This is a genomic window from Vibrio genomosp. F10 str. ZF-129 (genome assembly GCF_000287055.2).
GTDB lineage: Bacteria > Pseudomonadota > Gammaproteobacteria > Enterobacterales > Vibrionaceae > Vibrio.
The window spans coordinates 120258-136693 of record NZ_AJYQ02000018.1 but is presented as its reverse complement, the minus strand read 5'-3'; the positions used below and the strand labels follow the sequence as shown (position 1 = coordinate 136693).

Below are 16436 nucleotides of genomic sequence, written 5' to 3'. Positions count from 1 at the left end.
TGCGCTCTACCAACTGAGCTAGTATCGCTTAGATTTCCATTCTCTAAAAAATGGAGGCGCGTCCCGGAGTCGAACCGAGGTCCACGGATTTGCAATCCGCTGCATAGCCACTCTGCCAACACGCCGCCGTAACCGCAATTGGCTCGCATTTTACTGCGTTCCTTTTGGGTACGGGATGCATTCTACGGATTCAGTCGTTTGAGTCAACCCTATTTTTTGATTTTTAAATCGTTTGGCTAATTTGCACTCAATACAAGGTATATTGGGTGTTTTAATCGCCACAAATCGTCATAAAATCAGATCTAAACTGTTGAAAATGGACTGCTAATAAAAAACGGGCTAACGCCCGTTTTTTCATTGATGTTCTTCGCTTAACAAATCGTCTTTGGCGGCCATCAAGTACTGAATCATTGACCAGAATGTCAGAATCATCGCAATATAAATTGCCGCATAACCTAGCCAAACCATCCAATCATCGTGTTGCCATATCAGGACCCAGAGCGCAAACATCTGAAAGCCTGTTTTCACTTTACCAATCCAGGAAACTGCGACACTCGCTCGTTTACCGATTTCAGCCATCCACTCACGTAATGCAGAGATAATGATTTCTCTGGCAATCATGGTTACTGCTGGAATGGTAATCCAAATGGTGTGGTAGTCATCGGTAATAAGGATAAGTGCCGTCGCCACCAACACTTTATCGGCAACAGGGTCTATAAACGCGCCAAAACGAGATGTTTGCCCTAATTTTCGAGCTAACATGCCATCTAACCAATCGGTAAAACCAGCAACCCAAAAAATCATTGCGGCAGCAAAAGGCGCCCACGAATAGGGAAGATAAAACGCTACGACGAAAACCGGAATGAGAAAAAGTCGTAGTAAAGACAAAATATTGGGAATATTAAAACGCATATTTTTAAAGCTCTTATTCATTGCGCGTTTATGTTGCGGGATTTTTGCTATTGTTTCAATGCTTGATAAATGTTTTCTGCCAAAGAATGACTCACACCCGGCACTTTGGCTATTTCTTCAACAGTTGCACGCTTTAATTCTTGCAATCCTCCCATATACTTCAACAAAGCCTGACGACGCTTTGGCCCTACACCTTCTATACCTTCAAGTGAACTGGTTCGACGCGTTTTTCCACGCTTTGCTCTGTGACCGGCAATCGCATGGTTGTGACTTTCATCTCGTATGTGTTGCATTAAGTGCAATGCAGGTGCATCACTCGGCAAGTGGAATTCTTCACCCTCAGTGGTTATTAGGGTTTCTAAACCTGGCTTACGCGTTACCCCTTTCGCTATACCCAATAGCCTTGGCTGCTTAGGCCAATCTCCCCAATATTGGCTAATAATTTCCAATGCTCGGTTTAACTGCCCTTTGCCCCCATCAATAAAGATAATGTCTGGGATTTTGTCGACATCAAGTTGTTTTGAATATCGGCGTTCTAATACTTGCCCCATCGCTGCATAATCATCACCGCCAGTGATTCCGGAAATATTATACCGACGATACTCTTGTTTAACCGGGCCTTCATGGTTGAACACCACACACGACGCTATGGTGCTTTCGCCCATCGTGTGAGAAATATCAAAGCATTCCATACGCGCGATATTATCGATATCCAACACGTCTCTCAGCGCCTTAAATCGCTGAGATATGGTCATCTTGTGGTTTATCTTAGTCGTAATTGCAGTTAGCGCATTGGTATTCGCTAATTTTAGGTAGCGCCCTCTTGTACTGGTCGCATTCAAATGAAAATTCACTTTTCGACCCGCGATATTAGACAAAGCTTCTTGTATGGGGGCGGTATCCGTAATTAAGTCGCCATTAAGGACAATTCTATTTGGCACAGAGCGAGCTTCGTTATGGCTCAAGTAGTATTGACTTAAAAAGCTGTAGAACACCTCTTCTCTGACCGTATTGTTCGGGATTTTAGGGAAATGGCTGCGACTGCCGAGTATTTTCCCTTGGCGTATCATCAATATATGAATACAGGCAATGCCGTTCTCTTGGGCAAACCCAAGGACGTCCATATCATCCATACTGTCATCAGAAACAAACTGCTGCTCTTGAACGCGTCGAATTGCCTGGATTTGATCACGAAACTGGGCCGCATCTTCAAAACGAAGCTGTGTGCTGGCTTGTTCCATTTTCTCAATCAGCAGTTTTAAGACTTGTTGATCTTTTCCCTGCAAAAACAAACGAACATAATCGACCAACTCGCCATATTCTTCTTCAGAAATAAGGCTAGAGACACAGGGCCCTGCGCAGCGGCCTATTTGGTACATTAAACATGGTCGGGTTCGATTTCCGTAAACCGTGTCTTCACACTGCCTGACAGGAAAGATTTTTTGCAATAGATGAAGGGTTTCTCGGACAGCGCCTGAATCTGGGTAAGGCCCAAAATACTCACCTTTCTTTTTTTTAGCCCCTCGATGCATTGATAAACGCGGGTGTTTATGGGCGCTAATGAAGATATAGGGATAAGATTTATCATCGCGCAATAGCACATTATATTTAGGCAGATATTGCTTAATATAGTTGTGCTCAAGAATGAGCGCTTCTGTCTCAGTGTGAGTAATAGTAACGTCAATTTTGTCTATGTTAGAGACGAGTGCTTTGGTTTTCTCGCTATCAACGTTTTTTCTGAAGTAGCTGGTTAAGCGTTTCTTAAGATCTTTGGCCTTTCCAACATAAATAACAACAGCCTCGGTGTTATACATTCGATAAACACCGGGCTGATTGGTAACAGTTTTTAGAAAAGAAACAGAATCAAAAAGTTGGGGCACTATAGCGTCTCTGTATCGAGCATCCCGTGCCTTATCGCTAAGTGAGTCAGTTCAACGTCACCACTGATGTCTAATTTACTAAATAGACGATATCGGTAGCTGTTGACTGTTTTAGGGCTCAAGCTCAATTGCTCAGAAATATCTGTAACCTTTTGACCTTTGGTGATCATCATCATGATCTGAAGCTCGCGCTCAGACAAATCGGCAAAAGGGTTCTCAGAGGCAGGTGAGAATTGACTTAGCGCCATCTGCTGTGCAATGGCAGGAGATATATAGCGCTGTCCGCTATGAACCACTCGAATTGCGTTGACCATTTCATCTGGGCCAGCTCCTTTAGTCAAGTAACCAGCCGCTCCGGCTTGCATCACTTTTGTAGGAAACGGGTTCTCTGTATGCACAGTCAAAACAATGATTTTTATATCAGGATTAAAACGTATAATTTTCTTGGTTGCCTCTAGGCCACCAATACCAGGCATATTCATATCCATTAAAATGACATCAACATGATTGTTGCGACACCATTTTACAGCATCTTCACCGCTTTCAGCTTCCCCTGCTACGTTCATACCACGGACGTCTTCAATAATACGTCGTATCCCTGTGCGAACCAGCTCGTGATCATCTACAAGGAAAACATTTATCAAACTTGTATCTCCACACTTGTTAATCTTCTTGCAAACAACTCTGTGTGAGGTTTGCTATACAATTCGCTTAGTTTAACTCATTTTTGAGTCGAAACTCATAATGAATATGTGCGCAAATCCAAACTTTAGCAAGCAATTCTTGCCCAAATGGATAAGTAATCGCTGTTATTTGTCTTCTGCGTAACCTTCAATTTGTCTTCTGCACAACCTGCCCTACCTCTCAATCCAAGAATGTAATGCATTTGAATGAATAGATAGATTAAGTGAATGGTTGAAAATGCAACTAATTTCATTTATTTATATAGCTGTAACAATTTATTGCTACAATGACCCCGTGAATAATTAACATCAAATCAATACAATAAGGATATACCATGAAAAAGCTTCTTGCAGTGGTTGCTCTAGCTTCGACTCTTCCTCTTTCTAACATTGCCATTGCTGACACAGACGTAGGTTGTGGTTTTGGTACTATGATTTTTGACGGTAAATCAGGCAAAGTATTTAAAGTCCTAGCCGCAACAACTAACGGTACATCGGGTAACCAAACATTTGGTATTACTTTTGGAACGTTGGGCTGTGATGGCACTGGTACTATTAGTTCTGCACAAAAACTAGCGCTATTTATCGACGGGAACTTAGATAACTTGGCTCGTGATATCGCTAAGGGAGAGGGTGAAACACTTGCCACTCTATCTGAGGTTTGGGGAATTAAGCAGGCTGACAAAGCCGCTTTTAACACTCTAGCGCAAGAAAATTTTGCTGAAGTATTCCAATCTGAAAACGTCACTTCAGAAGAAGTGTTCGCAAACTTGAATACGTTAGTCTCTCAAGATCAAACACTCGCTGATTACCGTATCTAGTGAAACAATACTACGCCAAGTGCCCATCAAGGGCACTTTTTTATAGCTTTACCTATCGTTAGTCATTATTCTGACAACCATTAAGTATATGGATTATAAAACAATAGCGGTTAACAATGAATTTTTGGACTGTCGGTTTTTCACTAACGATAAGCGTTAGTGCCACGTTTTGTTCTTTCGCTCAAAGCTCTACAAATTCGTTAAGCGCCTCTTTTAACGCTGATGAATTTAGCTTTTCTGAATTATCTCAACATCCCTACTGGTTGAAACTTGGGCATTATGTCGACAAGCCTTTGCGTGGTTTACAAAGTGCTGTTGATAAGGATGAATTTTTCCTAGCCGCTGATGGCAAAGTCAATCCAGAAACAGAACTTATAGCGACCGTCGAAAACCTGTATAGCACAGACTCAGAAATCGCCCAGCTCACCCAGTGCCAATATCCCGCTCGGTACTCTTGGCTTGAGTCGTTACACGGTAGAGAAGCAGTTCTACATTGCCCTGACCTTAAAAACTGGCTTGATGTGTTAGATCCAGAGGGAATGACACTCGTCTTCCCCACCGCTTTTATGAATGACCCTTCATCGATGTTTGGTCACACACTACTAAGAGTTGATGCAAAGGATCAAACACGCCACAAAGAGCTCGTCGCTTTTGCTATCAATTTTGCGGCAGAACCGGAAACCCAAGATAACCCTGCCCTTTACGCAATGCGAGGCCTTTTTGGTAGCTACCCTGGTCGTTTTGCTGTTATGCCCTATTATCGAAAAGTTCGAGAATACAACGACATCGAATCTCGAGACATTTGGGAATACAAGCTCAATTTCACTGAAAGTGAAGTAAATCGTGTTTTACTCCATTTGTGGGAAATGCAACGTGCTGAATTCGACTACTATTTCTTAGATGAGAATTGCTCATATCAACTGTTAGCGTTGTTGGAACTCGCTCGCGATGATTTATCACTCATTACTGACTTCCCTCTTCAAGCTATCCCATCGGATACGGTGGAAGCTTTGGCAAAAAACGGGCTTCTTGAAACGCCGCGATATCGCGAAGCGTTTGGAACTCGATTACTACATCAAGCCAATGAGATTGATCAACGTTTATTTGATGCCTCAATTCGAGCCAAACAAGGAGAATTCCCGTCCGATGTCGAATTTGACGAAGATGAGCGTGCGGCCATATTAGAGTTCGCCTATGAATGGTTAAATTTTGAGTTATACGAAGACGGTCTAGACCGTGACGCCAAAGCAAAGCAACTGACTCAACTTCTGTATCAGCGAAGCAGAATTAAAGTCGATTCTCCTTTTGCTTCTGTGCCTGTGCCAGAGATATCCCCAGAGCAAGGACACGCATCGGCCCGAGTCGGCTTAGGACTGCAAACGAGTAATAACAGTACCGACAAAGCCACTCTTGAATGGCGTGCTGCGTATCATGATTTACTGGATTCTCAGGCTGGGTTTATTCCTGGTGCCCAGATCAGCTTTCTAGATACACAACTCAGTATTGATGAAGATTCAAACACCCGCCTTGACCGCTTGTATTTACTTGATGCAATGTCGCTTGCGCCAAGTAATCGCATTTTCAACAGCTTGGCATGGAATGTCCGAGCGGGCTTTGACCGTAAACCAAGCACAGATAAACTCGCAGGACGTTGGTTTGGCCAAGCTGGTGTGGGTAAAGCCTGGGGGCAAGCCGACAAGCTCCATGCGTATTCACTGCTATCGACAGAGTTGAGTGGTGGCCAACTAACCCAGTATGACGCCACTGTCGGTATTGGCGTTGAAGCGGGCTTATTGTATCAAGTGGCCGACCAGCACCGAATTGGGTTACAAGGCCAATACTTAGCCCTTATTGACTCCAATGCCGAGCAAAACTCAAGCGCAACGGCAAGTTGGCACTGGACATTGAATCGTCACTGGGCAGTACGCAGCCAAGTAAGCTACCAACATTGGACTAGAGAAGATACGTCAGCAAAACTCACCGCCTATCTCTATTACTAGCATATTTAATCTAGGCTGTTCTATTACGGCATGTTGAGCGTAATTGCGAATGTTGATAGTCGTTGTTGAATGAGAATAATTGTTGAATGATAGTAGCAGGATTGCTGTACGGTGACTTTTCTCCCTATTCGCCACAGTTCTATCTGTTACTTGTTAGGCGGAATATTTGTTACACTAGAGAGGCTACATAACGTAGCCTTTTCTTTTTTACATAACTGGTGTTTAGATAGCTTTATTTTCAAGTCACTATTGCTTTGATAACTATCTATTTGTTTAGGTCACTCTTTTTTTAGAACACTATAATTTGTGAGGCAAGTTGTTTGGCTATTAACCAAGGTTTTGTATTAACTCGCCAAGCACGTGATACCGTCGGCCAAACACAAATTGACTTATGGCTAAGTACTGAACAGGGCCCCGTTCAAATCATCGTAAAAGGTGAAAAGTGCGTCTTTTTCATTCACGACAGTCAGCGCCAAAAAGTGATGTCAATTGCTTCCGACCTAAACCTTTCTCTTGAAGTCAAACCCTTATCGCTCAAAAGCTTCGATGGTATTAATCTGGCTGCCTGTTACTGCACAACAATACGTGATGCACATCGTTTGGACGACGCGCTAAAAAATCGTGAGATTTTAACTTTAGAATCAGACGTGCGATTAACTGATCGTTTTTTAATGGAACGTTTCATTAAAGGAAGCATTGAATACACCGGTCAAATTCAAGCTAGGCCATCTTACACAAAAGTCACTCACGCTAAGTGTCGACAGGGTGACTACATTCCGAACCTCAATGTGGTCTCTTTGGATATTGAATGCTCAGAGAAAGGCATCCTCTACTCGATTGGATTAGACAGCAAGATGGACAGTCGCGTCATTATGATTGGCCAGAAAGAAGACAGTGAGACCCCCATTGAATGGGTTGATGATGAGAAGGCTCTTTTACAGGCGCTACTCCGTTGGTTTGCTGAGTTTGATCCTGATGTCATTATCGGCTGGAACGTTATTGATTTTGATTTTCGTCTTCTTCATAAAAGAGCCGAGTTCAACAAGGTCAAATTAACGCTAGGTCGAGCTAGGCAAATGAGCTACTTCCGAACGTCAGTGAGTACCCAGCAGAGCTTCATTACTCTCCCTGGTCGTGTTGTCATGGATGGCATTGACACACTCAAAACCGCCACCTATCACTTTCGATCTTGGTCATTGGAATCCGTGTCCCAAGAAATGCTAGGGGAAGGCAAAAGCATTCATAATGTTCATGACCGCATGGATGAAATCAATCGAATGTTTCGCCAAGATAAACCCTCTTTGGCGAAATACAACTTACAAGATTGTGTTTTGGTTAACCGAATCTTTGAGAAAACCCATCTCATTGATTTTGCCATCGAGCGTTCGCGTTTAACCGGAGTTGAGCTGGACCGAATTGGGGGCTCTGTTGCAGCCTTCACCAACCTCTATTTGCCGCAGATACATCGTTCTGGCTATGTGGCTCCGAATCTAGAACCAGAGAACTGGCTCGCCAGCCCCGGCGGTTATGTGATGGACTCACAGCCAGGCCTTTATGATTCCGTATTAGTGCTCGACTTTAAAAGCCTTTACCCGTCGATCATTCGCTCTTTTCTAATAGACCCAATGGGCTTAATTGAAGGGCTAAAACAAGAAATAGGAATCGGCAATGAACAAGCGGTTCCAGGTTTTCGTGGTGGTCAGTTTCATCGCTCCAAACACTTTCTTCCTCAAATGATTGAAGATCTGTGGAAAGCACGAGACCTCGCAAAACAAAGGAACGACAAAGCTTTCTCTCAAGCGATTAAGATTATCATGAATTCATTTTATGGGGTTCTCGGTTCGTCTGGTTGCCGATTTTTTGATACTCGGCTGGCATCGAGTATTACCATGCGCGGTCACGAAATCATGAAAAAAACCAAGGTATTGATTGAAGCGGAAGGTTACCAAGTGATCTACGGTGACACAGACTCAACCTTTGTTTCCCTGAACAAGCAATGCAGCCAGAATGAGGCTGACCAGATAGGTCAAATGCTTGTGAAAAAAATCAATGCCTGGTGGGATAGCCACCTCAAATCAGAATATCAGCTCACTTCAATGTTAGAGTTGGAATACGAAACTCATTACCGAAAATTTCTCATGCCGACGATTCGCGGTGAGGAAAAAGGATCGAAGAAGCGTTATGCAGGATTAAAAGGGGAAGGCGCCCAAGAGCAGATAATCTTTAAAGGGCTAGAAAGTGCCAGAACCGATTGGACGCCTCTGTCACAACAATTTCAGCAAACACTTTACCAGCTGATATTTCACGGTCAGTGTCCAAAACTGTACGTGAGGCAATTTGTGGAAGCCACACTCGCGGGCCAATACGATGACCAACTCATTTACCAGAAGAGATTAAGACGTAAACTGCATGAATATCAAAAGAATGTGCCTCCTCAGGTGAGAGCGGCGCGTCTGGCTGATGAAGTGAACCAACAACTTGGGCGGCCGTTGCAATATCAAAACAAAGGATTAATCGCGTATATCATTACAATCAATGGCCCTGAGCCACATGAGTATCGAAAAAGCGCCATTGATTACCAACACTATATTGATAAACAGCTCAAGCCTATTGGTGATGCAATCCTGCCTTTCATTGGTTTAGATTTCACTCGCCTTACTGAACCGCAACTCGGTCTATTTTAATGGTCTTAGCGGGCTGATACATCTTGGCCATTATCTATTGTGAGTTGTTCATTGAGGTGACAATATTCCCTGTAACTCTTACTAGGAAGAGAGCGGCTATAATACCAACCTTGAACTGATATCGTATCACTTTTGGGAATGAAGCTAAGCTGTTCAAGGGTTTCAATCCCTTCTACCACAACTGAAATATCAAGTCTTGTCGCAATAGACAGGATGCTTGTGAAAACCTTTCTCCCCTTTTCGGAGCTTAGTGCTAGAACGAAAGAACGGTCTATCTTTATCGCATCAATATTAAATCGGTTCAGGTAGCTTAAAGAAGAAAAGCCAGTACCAAAGTCGTCAATGTAGACTTTTACGCCCAAGTTTTGTAACCGATTAAAAGACATCATCAGCTTCTGCTCATCCACCAGCAAAGTTTCTTCCGTAATTTCGATATTGATTTGGCTGGCGACGGGTGTGATCGCTTTTAATATTGGCGTCATCACATCTTCAGTCACTAATGTTTCTGGAGAAATATTGATGCTAACCGAAGTCCTATTACCGCTTTTATTCCAAATCTGGATATCTTTCGCTACTTGTTTAAACACCCAGACATCAAGATCTTTCATTAACCCAGCTTCTTCAAGCCAAGGGATAAAAGCGCCAGGATACACTAACTCTCCACTGCTTGATGTGGCCCTCACTAACGCTTCACACCCTACCACTTTACCCGTGAGCGAACAGATCTGGGGCTGATATTCCATACAAAACTCTTTATGACTGATGACCTCCAGTTGATCTTCCAATGATTTCGCCTTTTTTTCTTCGCTTTGAGCGATCGCAATCGGATCTTCACGGAGCGTTTCAGCCTCTTCTTGACGGCGCGTATAAGTGGTATCTAAGAATGGGAAATCGATTTTTCGGTTTGCATAGACCTTATTGAGCCCTCGCACCGCAGGCAGATAAATCAAAGTACCAATCAATACATTAAAGAGTTGAAGGCCGAGCGCGCCAACGTCGCCATTTGTCGATATCCAGGCATTAATTAATACCGGGCTATTAAAGGGGACAGACACAACAGGCACCGATACCCACCCAGACTGAATCGCAAACATGGAGGTACAGACATTGACGATAGGCACTAAAAAAAATGGGAAAAACAGCCGTGGGTTAAAGATAATTGGAAGGCCAAACAACAAAATCTCATTGACGTTTATTAGACCAATGGGAATACTCGCTAAAGCAATAACCTGGAGTGCTTTTTGTTCAGAAAAGACCAGCAGTGCCAAAACCAAAGAAAGCGTAGCACCGCTTCCTCCAATGAACACAAACGAACCCATGAAAGATAAATTCATAGGATACGGCCCCGTACTCCCTGCTAAAAACGTAGAGTAACTTAAGTTGGTTGCTTCTTGTAAATAGTCAACCAAGGGGAGCAACGCGTAGTATCCGTGAATACCGATAAACCACAGCGTTGAATTTAATGCCGCGAATACCATTCCAAATGTATAAGGCTCATTGGCATAGTCCAAATAAACCGCAGACAATAAATGATTGCCCGTTAATCCGGTAAAAATCAGGCTGTTCACGATCATCACAATCACTCCGGTGATCGTGGCTGGTAGCACTAAATTTAGGGATTCTTTAACAATTTTCCCACCACTATTAGACCGAGTTATTTTCAAACTGCCTAATTTCAATAAACTGGCTAATATAGGAGTGGCGTACAACGGCGTGATTATCGCGATAATAATATTAAACGTTTGTACTGATTGTTGATTAGGTAAGACTTCACCGATCACCACTAGGTAAAGAACAGACAGCAAGGCAACAGGCGGGCGTGGTAATTTCCACTGCATAGCTAACACATACGACAGCGCTGCTGTCATTAGAAAAGGGAAAAAACTCGCTATCGAACCATGAATAGCATACAGCGATGTTACCCACTCCGTCCTTCGACCAAAAACAAACTCGCCCATGCTGGCAAAGAAGAGAAAGAAGGAGGACAACATTAAACAGGGCAATAGCCAAATCATGCCTTCTCGAAGAGCAAGCAACGAGGGTGTTATAAACTTGAGACTAAAACCTTCAATAACATTCCATGTTGACTGGAGTCTCGTGACGATCATGCCCATCGTTTCCCTTAAACTTACTGGCCTTTTTATAATTTAGCACATATGGGTAAGTTGTCTTGTTTCTGGGCAATGATTGGAAAAGGTTTTGCATCACTTCCCAGGCAATGAAGGGCTAAGAACGATATGATGGGTTCAGATAGGATGTTGAAGCTTCATATGTATTAAGCAGAAAATAACTAACCGATTCGAAACTCAGTTTTTTTATACTGTTCGACGAGCCAATCGCCAAAGCTGTCCAGTATCCCGATCACCGAACGCTTTGGTATTACTCTTCCTGTCAGCAATATTTTGAGTCTGTCTATCTCGGTTTTTTTCATTGGATAAAACCGCAGAAAGTGCTCGCCACATTCAGAGGGATCCTCCAGCCAAAGTTTGTCTCGGTACATGACCAGAGAATGGCTCGCGCGCAGTAATTTCTTGGCAATTATTTTCTGTGCCCTGACTTGCTCTTGTGGTGAACTTGCACGAGCTATTCGATTTCGATAAACCGCGACCCAGTCTTCTACATCCATGTTCCAGTGCTTGGCTATTTCCCAGCTGGGCTCATAGTCACCAAAGCATTCGGATAAATCGTCGCCGTATATACACACCGAACAGTGTCTTAGTTGAAACCCCCAAGAAAATATACTCTCCAATGTGGCGACTTCGGACAATAATGCCGTTTTTATGGAGACTTCAGTTATATGGCTAAAACTTTGTTGAAAACGCCATTTGATCGTATTGAGTAACGTCGTTCTCGAATCATTAAACGAACGGTTCGTCACCACGATCACATCGAGATTTGATTGCCCAGGTTTTGCCGTCTTTCTTGCAACACTGCCATAGAGATAAATACTGTGGAGGTTTTCGCCCAACCCACCCCTTAAAAACTTAACTAAGTCATTAACGGCGGCTTGATAGTCGATTTGGAAAGGTTGTTTCGGGTCAATTACAGAAAGAGTCATGAAAGGTATCAAATACACTCAATAAAAGGATTCTATCTTTATGATCTCTCAGACAACGAATTCGATCAAGATATTCCTTCTTGCCACTTAATTGCTATAATGCCCCCAACCTAAATACAAAGGATCCCTCTGATGCCTAGAGCCAGTGAAATTAAAAAAGGGTTTGCTATTGAATCAAACGGCAAAACTCTACTTGTTAAAGAAATTGAAGTAACCACCCCTGGTGGCCGTGGCGGAACTAAGATCTACAAAATGCGTTGTACTGACCTGTCCAACGGTGCTCGTGTTGATGAGCGTTTAAAAGCCGATGACGTTGTAGAAACGGTTGAAATGTACAAGCGTCAGTCTACCTTTTCATACGTAGATGGTGATGAATACATCTTTATGGATAACGAAGACTATACCCAATATACCTTCAACAAGAGCGACATCGAAGATGATCTCATGTTCATCAATGAAGAGACTCAAGGTATGCATGTCGTTATCGTAAACGAAAAAGTTGCTGGGCTTGAGTTGCCATCAACGGTTGAGCTTGTTATCGAAGAAACAGATCCGTCAATTAAAGGCGCATCGGCATCGGCTCGTACAAAGCCAGCACGTTTCGCTACTGGTCTGTCTATTCAAGTCCCAGAGTACATCGCTACAGGCGATCGCGTTATCGTTAATATTGCTGAACGCAAATACATGAGCCGAGCGTAACCCTTATGTCTGATGAGCAAAACCTGATCTCTTATGATGACGTAATCGATGCTGCCTACGACATTTTTCTTGAAATGGCACCCGACAACCTAGAGCCTGTTGATGTGATTCTATTTACAGCTCAATTTGAAGAACGTGGAGCAGCGGAATTAGTTGAAACTGGTGAGGATTGGCCTGAGCACGTGGGCTTCGATGTCGATAAGGACGTTTACGCAGAAGTTCGGATTGGCCTTGTTGATGAAGACAGCGATGTTCTTGATGATGTCTTTGCTCGTATGCTAGTCAGCAGAGACCCAGATAATAAGTTCTGTCACATGCTTTGGAAGCGCGATTAATTCGCGTTAAGCCAACTCGGTTAACAACGCCAAACTGTTATTGATATACGCTTGGCGTTTTTTTGTCGACTCAAAACATCGCTGATCTATTAGACTCAACTTAAAATAACCAAATAAAAGTCATTAAACTAGGCGATAACTGATCACGTACAATTCCGTGATACCGGGATAAATATCTTCAACCACACTTTTTAGTACATCCAGCGTCATATTCTCTTGCTCAGCATGAAAATCGGATAATTGGCTCAATAGAATCGGCTCCACAGACTGAATGTGTAGCTGACAAAACCAACGTCCTTCTTCCAAGGTTTTAACATCAACCACACTTCCAACATGATAATCGCATTCGCTTTTATCTCGAATCGTGATGGTTTTCTCGCCCGATAAAATATCAGCTTCAAATCGTTCAAAAAATGTCATTTCGGTGGGGTAAGACATGCCTATTTCTCTGTATTTTTTCTTTCTCTATGATTGCTGGATTGTACAACGAGAACCCGCCAGTTGATACTCGCCTATGAGCTTTATTCTGCCATGCAAATGTCGAATGAATTTCTCAATAGAATAGTATGCTCGTCATATTTCATCGCCTATGGTTTGCAATCACTCTCCAATTAACTCACTATTTGTATAGTCAATTATTTCGAGTCGTCTTATGAGCAACGTTCCTCTTTACATCCAGATCAAACACTTTATTTCTGAACAAATACAATCGGGGAACTGGCCTGTCGGGCATAGAATTACCACAGAAGTCGAACTGACCAAACAATTTGATGTCAGCCGGATGACCGTTAATAAAGCGATTAGAGATTTGGTTAACGAAGGAAAACTGCAACGTAAACCGCGAGCTGGGACGTTTGTTTGCGCAATACCAGAAAAAGCACAATCTCCACTTTTGGACATACGAAATATTGCTGAAGAAGTCGCGCAACGTGGTAAGAACTACCACAATCTCGTTGTGTCACAAACCTCAATCGAAGCTGATGAACGCATTGCTACACAACTCGGAATCATGCTAGGGAAAGAAGTTTATTATAGTGAAATCATACACTTTGAAGATAACAAACCAATTCAACTAGAACTGAGATGGGTAAATCCACGTTACGTTCCCCAATATTTACAACAAGATTTCTCTGCCATCACGCCCAATCAATATCTTTCTGACAACTGCCCGCTTAACGCAATTGAGCATACGGTGGAAGCTATTTCACCAGAGGATAACGTCAAAACAGCATTAGCACTGACCACCAACGAACCTTGCTTATTGCTGCATAGACGCACCTGGAGTGAAGAGAACTTAGTCAGCACTGCTTTACTCTACCATCCAGCGTCAAAATACAAATTAAGCTCTAAGATTCTCATCTAATTGAGCACATCACACTAAATCACGATCACATTTTTGTAACATTCATCTTGTCAGCCTGCTTGAGTTGAACTATTAATTGTATATACATTTAATATCCATTGAGGCCGTTCATGACATCCGTTACCGATCTTACGCTTATCAATGCTCGTCTTGTGTCGATGACACCAGGTAAAGAAGGCTACCAGGTCAGCACTGAAAAAGTCGTCCAACTAAAAAACGGTAAGATCGCCTCAATTCAAGACCAGAGCGATTTATCCTCGGGCAATGTGCTTTTAGGTAACCCAAACGGGCACCATTCGGTAGCGGGCCCTATTTATGACTGTAAGAATAAGCTAGTCACGCCGGGCCTTATTGATGCTCATACTCATATCGTCTTTGCTGGCAATCGCTCAAACGAATTTGAAATGCGCCTTCAAGGTGTGCCTTATACCGAAATCGCGAACCAAGGTGGTGGTATTCTCGCTACCGTAGAAGCAACCCGTAAAGCCACAGAAGAACAATTAGTCGAGCTTGCTATTCCCCGCGTGAAAGGGCTTATAAACACTGGCGTTACCTCCGTTGAAGTTAAATCGGGCTACGGTTTGGCATTAAATGATGAAGTGAAAATGTTACGCGCCGCCAAAGCTCTTGAACGTCATGTACCGATAAAAGTAGAGACCACATTACTCGCGGCGCACACGACCCCTCCGGAATACAAAGGAAAATCGGACCAATATATTGAACTCATCTGCCAAGAGATGATTCCTTTGGTCGCAGAAGAGAAACTCGCTTCATCTGTCGATGTTTTCTGTGAGTCCATAGGGTTTAACCTCAAACAAACAAAACAACTTTTCCAGGCCGCTCAACAGCACGGTTTACGTGTTAAAGGCCATACGGAGCAGCTGTCGAACCTCGGAGGCAGTGCCCTCACGGCAAGCTTTGATGGGCTGTCTGTTGATCATATTGAGTATCTCGATCTTGAAGGAGTACAGGCGCTCGCCAGCACCAATACCGTTGCCACATTATTGCCCGGCGCTTTTTATTTTCTGCGAGAGACACAGCGTCCTCCCATTCAACTGCTCCGAGATAATCGCATTCCCATGGCAATCGCTACGGATTTTAACCCTGGAACCTCACCGTTCGCTGACTTGACGATGATGATGAACATGGGCTGCACTTTATTTGGCCTCACACCAGAAGAAGCACTCCGAGGGGTGACCTGTCATGCCGCCCAAGCCATCGGGCATGGAACAACTCGAGGACAACTGCAATTTGGCTTCGATGCCGATTTAGCCATATGGGACATCGCTCATCCCGCCGATCTCAGCTACCAAGTCGGCGTCCCTAATTTAGCGGCGCGCATCGTTAACGGCGCGTTATATCACCGTGAAGGGCATAACAATGACTAACCCACACACCGTTACTGATCACACATTCCACTGGCAAGGTCGACATGATGCCGAAGACGCAGAGCTTGGTAAGCGCGTTCATCATGTCGTGAAGAAAATGCAAGCTTATGATCTTAATACCACCGACAACTTTGTCAGTATCTTAGGGTTTCCTAGCGATGCAGGCGTCGCAAGAAATAAAGGACGAATTGGCGCGAAGAAGGCACCAAATTTGATTCGCCAAGCGTTAGCCAATATGGCCTGGCATAAAAACGTATCACTTGTCGATTTAGGTAATGTTGCTTGTGAAGACGATCAACTCGAAGATAGCCAAGCGCAATGTGCGCAAGTGATTACAACTGCCCTCGCCCGCTCACCTGTAATTACGCTTGGGGGTGGGCATGAAGTCGCCTGGCCGTCGTTCTTGGGGTTAGCCAACCATTTAAAAAGTAAGGCACCTGAGCTCAAACCCAAGATTGGAATCATTAACTTTGATGCGCATTTTGATCTTCGTGCTTTTGAAAGCAATCATGCTGACGTTAACCCCAGTTCTGGTACACCCTTTAATCAAATTAGCCGCTACTGTCAGAGCAACGGCTGGGGTTTTCACTACGCATGTTTGGGAGTGAGTCGC

At 43.5% G+C, this 16436-nt stretch carries 14 protein-coding genes and 1 tRNA gene; 8 read left to right on the top strand and 7 right to left on the bottom strand.

The window, feature by feature from the left end; all coding sequences use genetic code 11:
• Positions 1-51 precede the first annotated feature (51 nt).
• The 4 genes from A1QO_RS03225 to uvrY form a co-directional block, all read right to left on the bottom strand.
• Positions 52-125, bottom strand: a tRNA-Cys gene (locus A1QO_RS03225).
• A 229-nt stretch (positions 126-354) separates the two neighbouring features.
• On the bottom strand, positions 355-912 hold the full coding sequence (pgsA, locus tag A1QO_RS03220) for a CDP-diacylglycerol--glycerol-3-phosphate 3-phosphatidyltransferase (RefSeq protein ID WP_017033559.1): 558 nt from the start codon (positions 910-912) through the stop codon (positions 355-357).
• Between the two features lie 47 nt (positions 913-959).
• The gene (gene uvrC / locus A1QO_RS03215) at positions 960-2792 is read right to left on the bottom strand and encodes an excinuclease ABC subunit UvrC (RefSeq protein WP_017033558.1); all 1833 of its coding nucleotides are present in this window, start codon (positions 2790-2792) and stop codon (positions 960-962) included.
• Entirely contained in the window at positions 2792-3436 is a 645-nt protein-coding gene (gene uvrY / locus A1QO_RS03210) for a UvrY/SirA/GacA family response regulator transcription factor (protein WP_017033557.1), read from the bottom strand. Before uvrY ends, uvrC begins: the two co-directional genes overlap by 1 nt.
• A 374-nt stretch (positions 3437-3810) precedes the next feature.
• Here uvrY and A1QO_RS03205 point away from each other — a divergent pair, with 374 nt between their 5' ends.
• From A1QO_RS03205 to A1QO_RS03195, 3 genes are all read left to right on the top strand, one after another.
• Positions 3811-4296: a DUF3015 domain-containing protein gene (locus A1QO_RS03205; RefSeq protein ID WP_017039437.1), complete on the top strand. Its 486-nt coding sequence runs from the start codon at positions 3811-3813 to the stop codon at positions 4294-4296.
• A gap of 116 nt (positions 4297-4412) precedes the next feature.
• Positions 4413-6296, top strand: a complete 1884-nt coding sequence (locus A1QO_RS03200) for an Lnb N-terminal periplasmic domain-containing protein (RefSeq protein WP_017041373.1) — start codon at positions 4413-4415, stop codon at positions 6294-6296.
• Between the two features lie 320 nt (positions 6297-6616).
• Positions 6617-8980 carry a DNA polymerase II gene (locus tag A1QO_RS03195; protein WP_017041372.1) on the top strand — a complete coding sequence of 788 codons (2364 nt, stop codon included), beginning with the start codon at positions 6617-6619 and terminating at the stop codon, positions 8978-8980.
• A gap of 5 nt (positions 8981-8985) precedes the next feature.
• On the opposite strand, the gene A1QO_RS03190 is transcribed toward A1QO_RS03195, so the two are convergent.
• Together A1QO_RS03190 and A1QO_RS03185 are read right to left on the bottom strand one after the other, a co-directional pair.
• Positions 8986-11094, bottom strand: a complete 2109-nt coding sequence (locus tag A1QO_RS03190) for a PTS sugar transporter subunit IIC/EAL domain-containing protein (RefSeq protein ID WP_017036975.1) — start codon at positions 11092-11094, stop codon at positions 8986-8988.
• Between the two features lie 176 nt (positions 11095-11270).
• Positions 11271-12038: a nucleotidyltransferase domain-containing protein gene (locus A1QO_RS03185; RefSeq protein WP_017035351.1), complete on the bottom strand. Its 768-nt coding sequence runs from the start codon at positions 12036-12038 to the stop codon at positions 11271-11273.
• A gap of 132 nt (positions 12039-12170) precedes the next feature.
• On the opposite strand from A1QO_RS03185, the gene efpL reads away from it, so the two are divergent.
• A complete protein-coding gene (gene efpL / locus A1QO_RS03180; protein ID WP_017035350.1) occupies positions 12171-12737 on the top strand; it encodes an elongation factor P-like protein EfpL in 567 nt (188 codons plus the stop codon).
• A gap of 5 nt (positions 12738-12742) precedes the next feature.
• A complete protein-coding gene (locus A1QO_RS03175; RefSeq protein WP_017035349.1) occupies positions 12743-13072 on the top strand; it encodes an HI1450 family dsDNA-mimic protein in 330 nt (109 codons plus the stop codon).
• Between the two features lie 123 nt (positions 13073-13195).
• Here A1QO_RS03175 and yqfB read toward each other — a convergent pair whose 3' ends face one another.
• Positions 13196-13510 carry a N(4)-acetylcytidine aminohydrolase gene (gene yqfB, locus A1QO_RS03170; protein ID WP_017039884.1) on the bottom strand — a complete coding sequence of 105 codons (315 nt, stop codon included), beginning with the start codon at positions 13508-13510 and terminating at the stop codon, positions 13196-13198.
• Positions 13511-13724: 214 nt separating this feature from the next.
• Here yqfB and hutC point away from each other — a divergent pair, with 214 nt between their 5' ends.
• The 3 genes from hutC to A1QO_RS03155 all read left to right on the top strand — a co-directional run.
• Entirely contained in the window at positions 13725-14435 is a 711-nt protein-coding gene (hutC, locus tag A1QO_RS03165) for a histidine utilization repressor (protein ID WP_017035347.1), read from the top strand.
• A 110-nt stretch (positions 14436-14545) separates the two neighbouring features.
• Positions 14546-15823 (top strand): imidazolonepropionase, encoded by a 1278-nt coding sequence (gene hutI / locus A1QO_RS03160; RefSeq protein WP_017041371.1) that lies wholly within the window; start codon positions 14546-14548, stop codon positions 15821-15823.
• Positions 15816-16436: arginase family protein (locus A1QO_RS03155; RefSeq protein ID WP_017041370.1), on the top strand; the 621-nt coding region annotated here is incomplete at its 3' end. The genes hutI and A1QO_RS03155, both read left to right, overlap by 8 nt.

Coding starts and splice junctions, on each gene's coding strand:
- efpL (WP_017035350.1), top strand. CDS start 12,171: ATGCCTAGAGCCAGTGAAATTAAAAAAGGGTTTGCTATTGAATCAAAC.
- A1QO_RS03200 (WP_017041373.1), top strand. CDS start 4,413: ATGAATTTTTGGACTGTCGGTTTTTCACTAACGATAAGCGTTAGTGCC.
- pgsA (WP_017033559.1), bottom strand. CDS start 912: ATGCGTTTTAATATTCCCAATATTTTGTCTTTACTACGACTTTTTCTC.
- A1QO_RS03190 (WP_017036975.1), bottom strand. CDS start 11,094: ATGGGCATGATCGTCACGAGACTCCAGTCAACATGGAATGTTATTGAA.
- A1QO_RS03175 (WP_017035349.1), top strand. CDS start 12,743: ATGTCTGATGAGCAAAACCTGATCTCTTATGATGACGTAATCGATGCT.
- A1QO_RS03205 (WP_017039437.1), top strand. CDS start 3,811: ATGAAAAAGCTTCTTGCAGTGGTTGCTCTAGCTTCGACTCTTCCTCTT.
- yqfB (WP_017039884.1), bottom strand. CDS start 13,510: ATGTCTTACCCCACCGAAATGACATTTTTTGAACGATTTGAAGCTGAT.
- hutC (WP_017035347.1), top strand. CDS start 13,725: ATGAGCAACGTTCCTCTTTACATCCAGATCAAACACTTTATTTCTGAA.
- A1QO_RS03185 (WP_017035351.1), bottom strand. CDS start 12,038: ATGACTCTTTCTGTAATTGACCCGAAACAACCTTTCCAAATCGACTAT.
- hutI (WP_017041371.1), top strand. CDS start 14,546: ATGACATCCGTTACCGATCTTACGCTTATCAATGCTCGTCTTGTGTCG.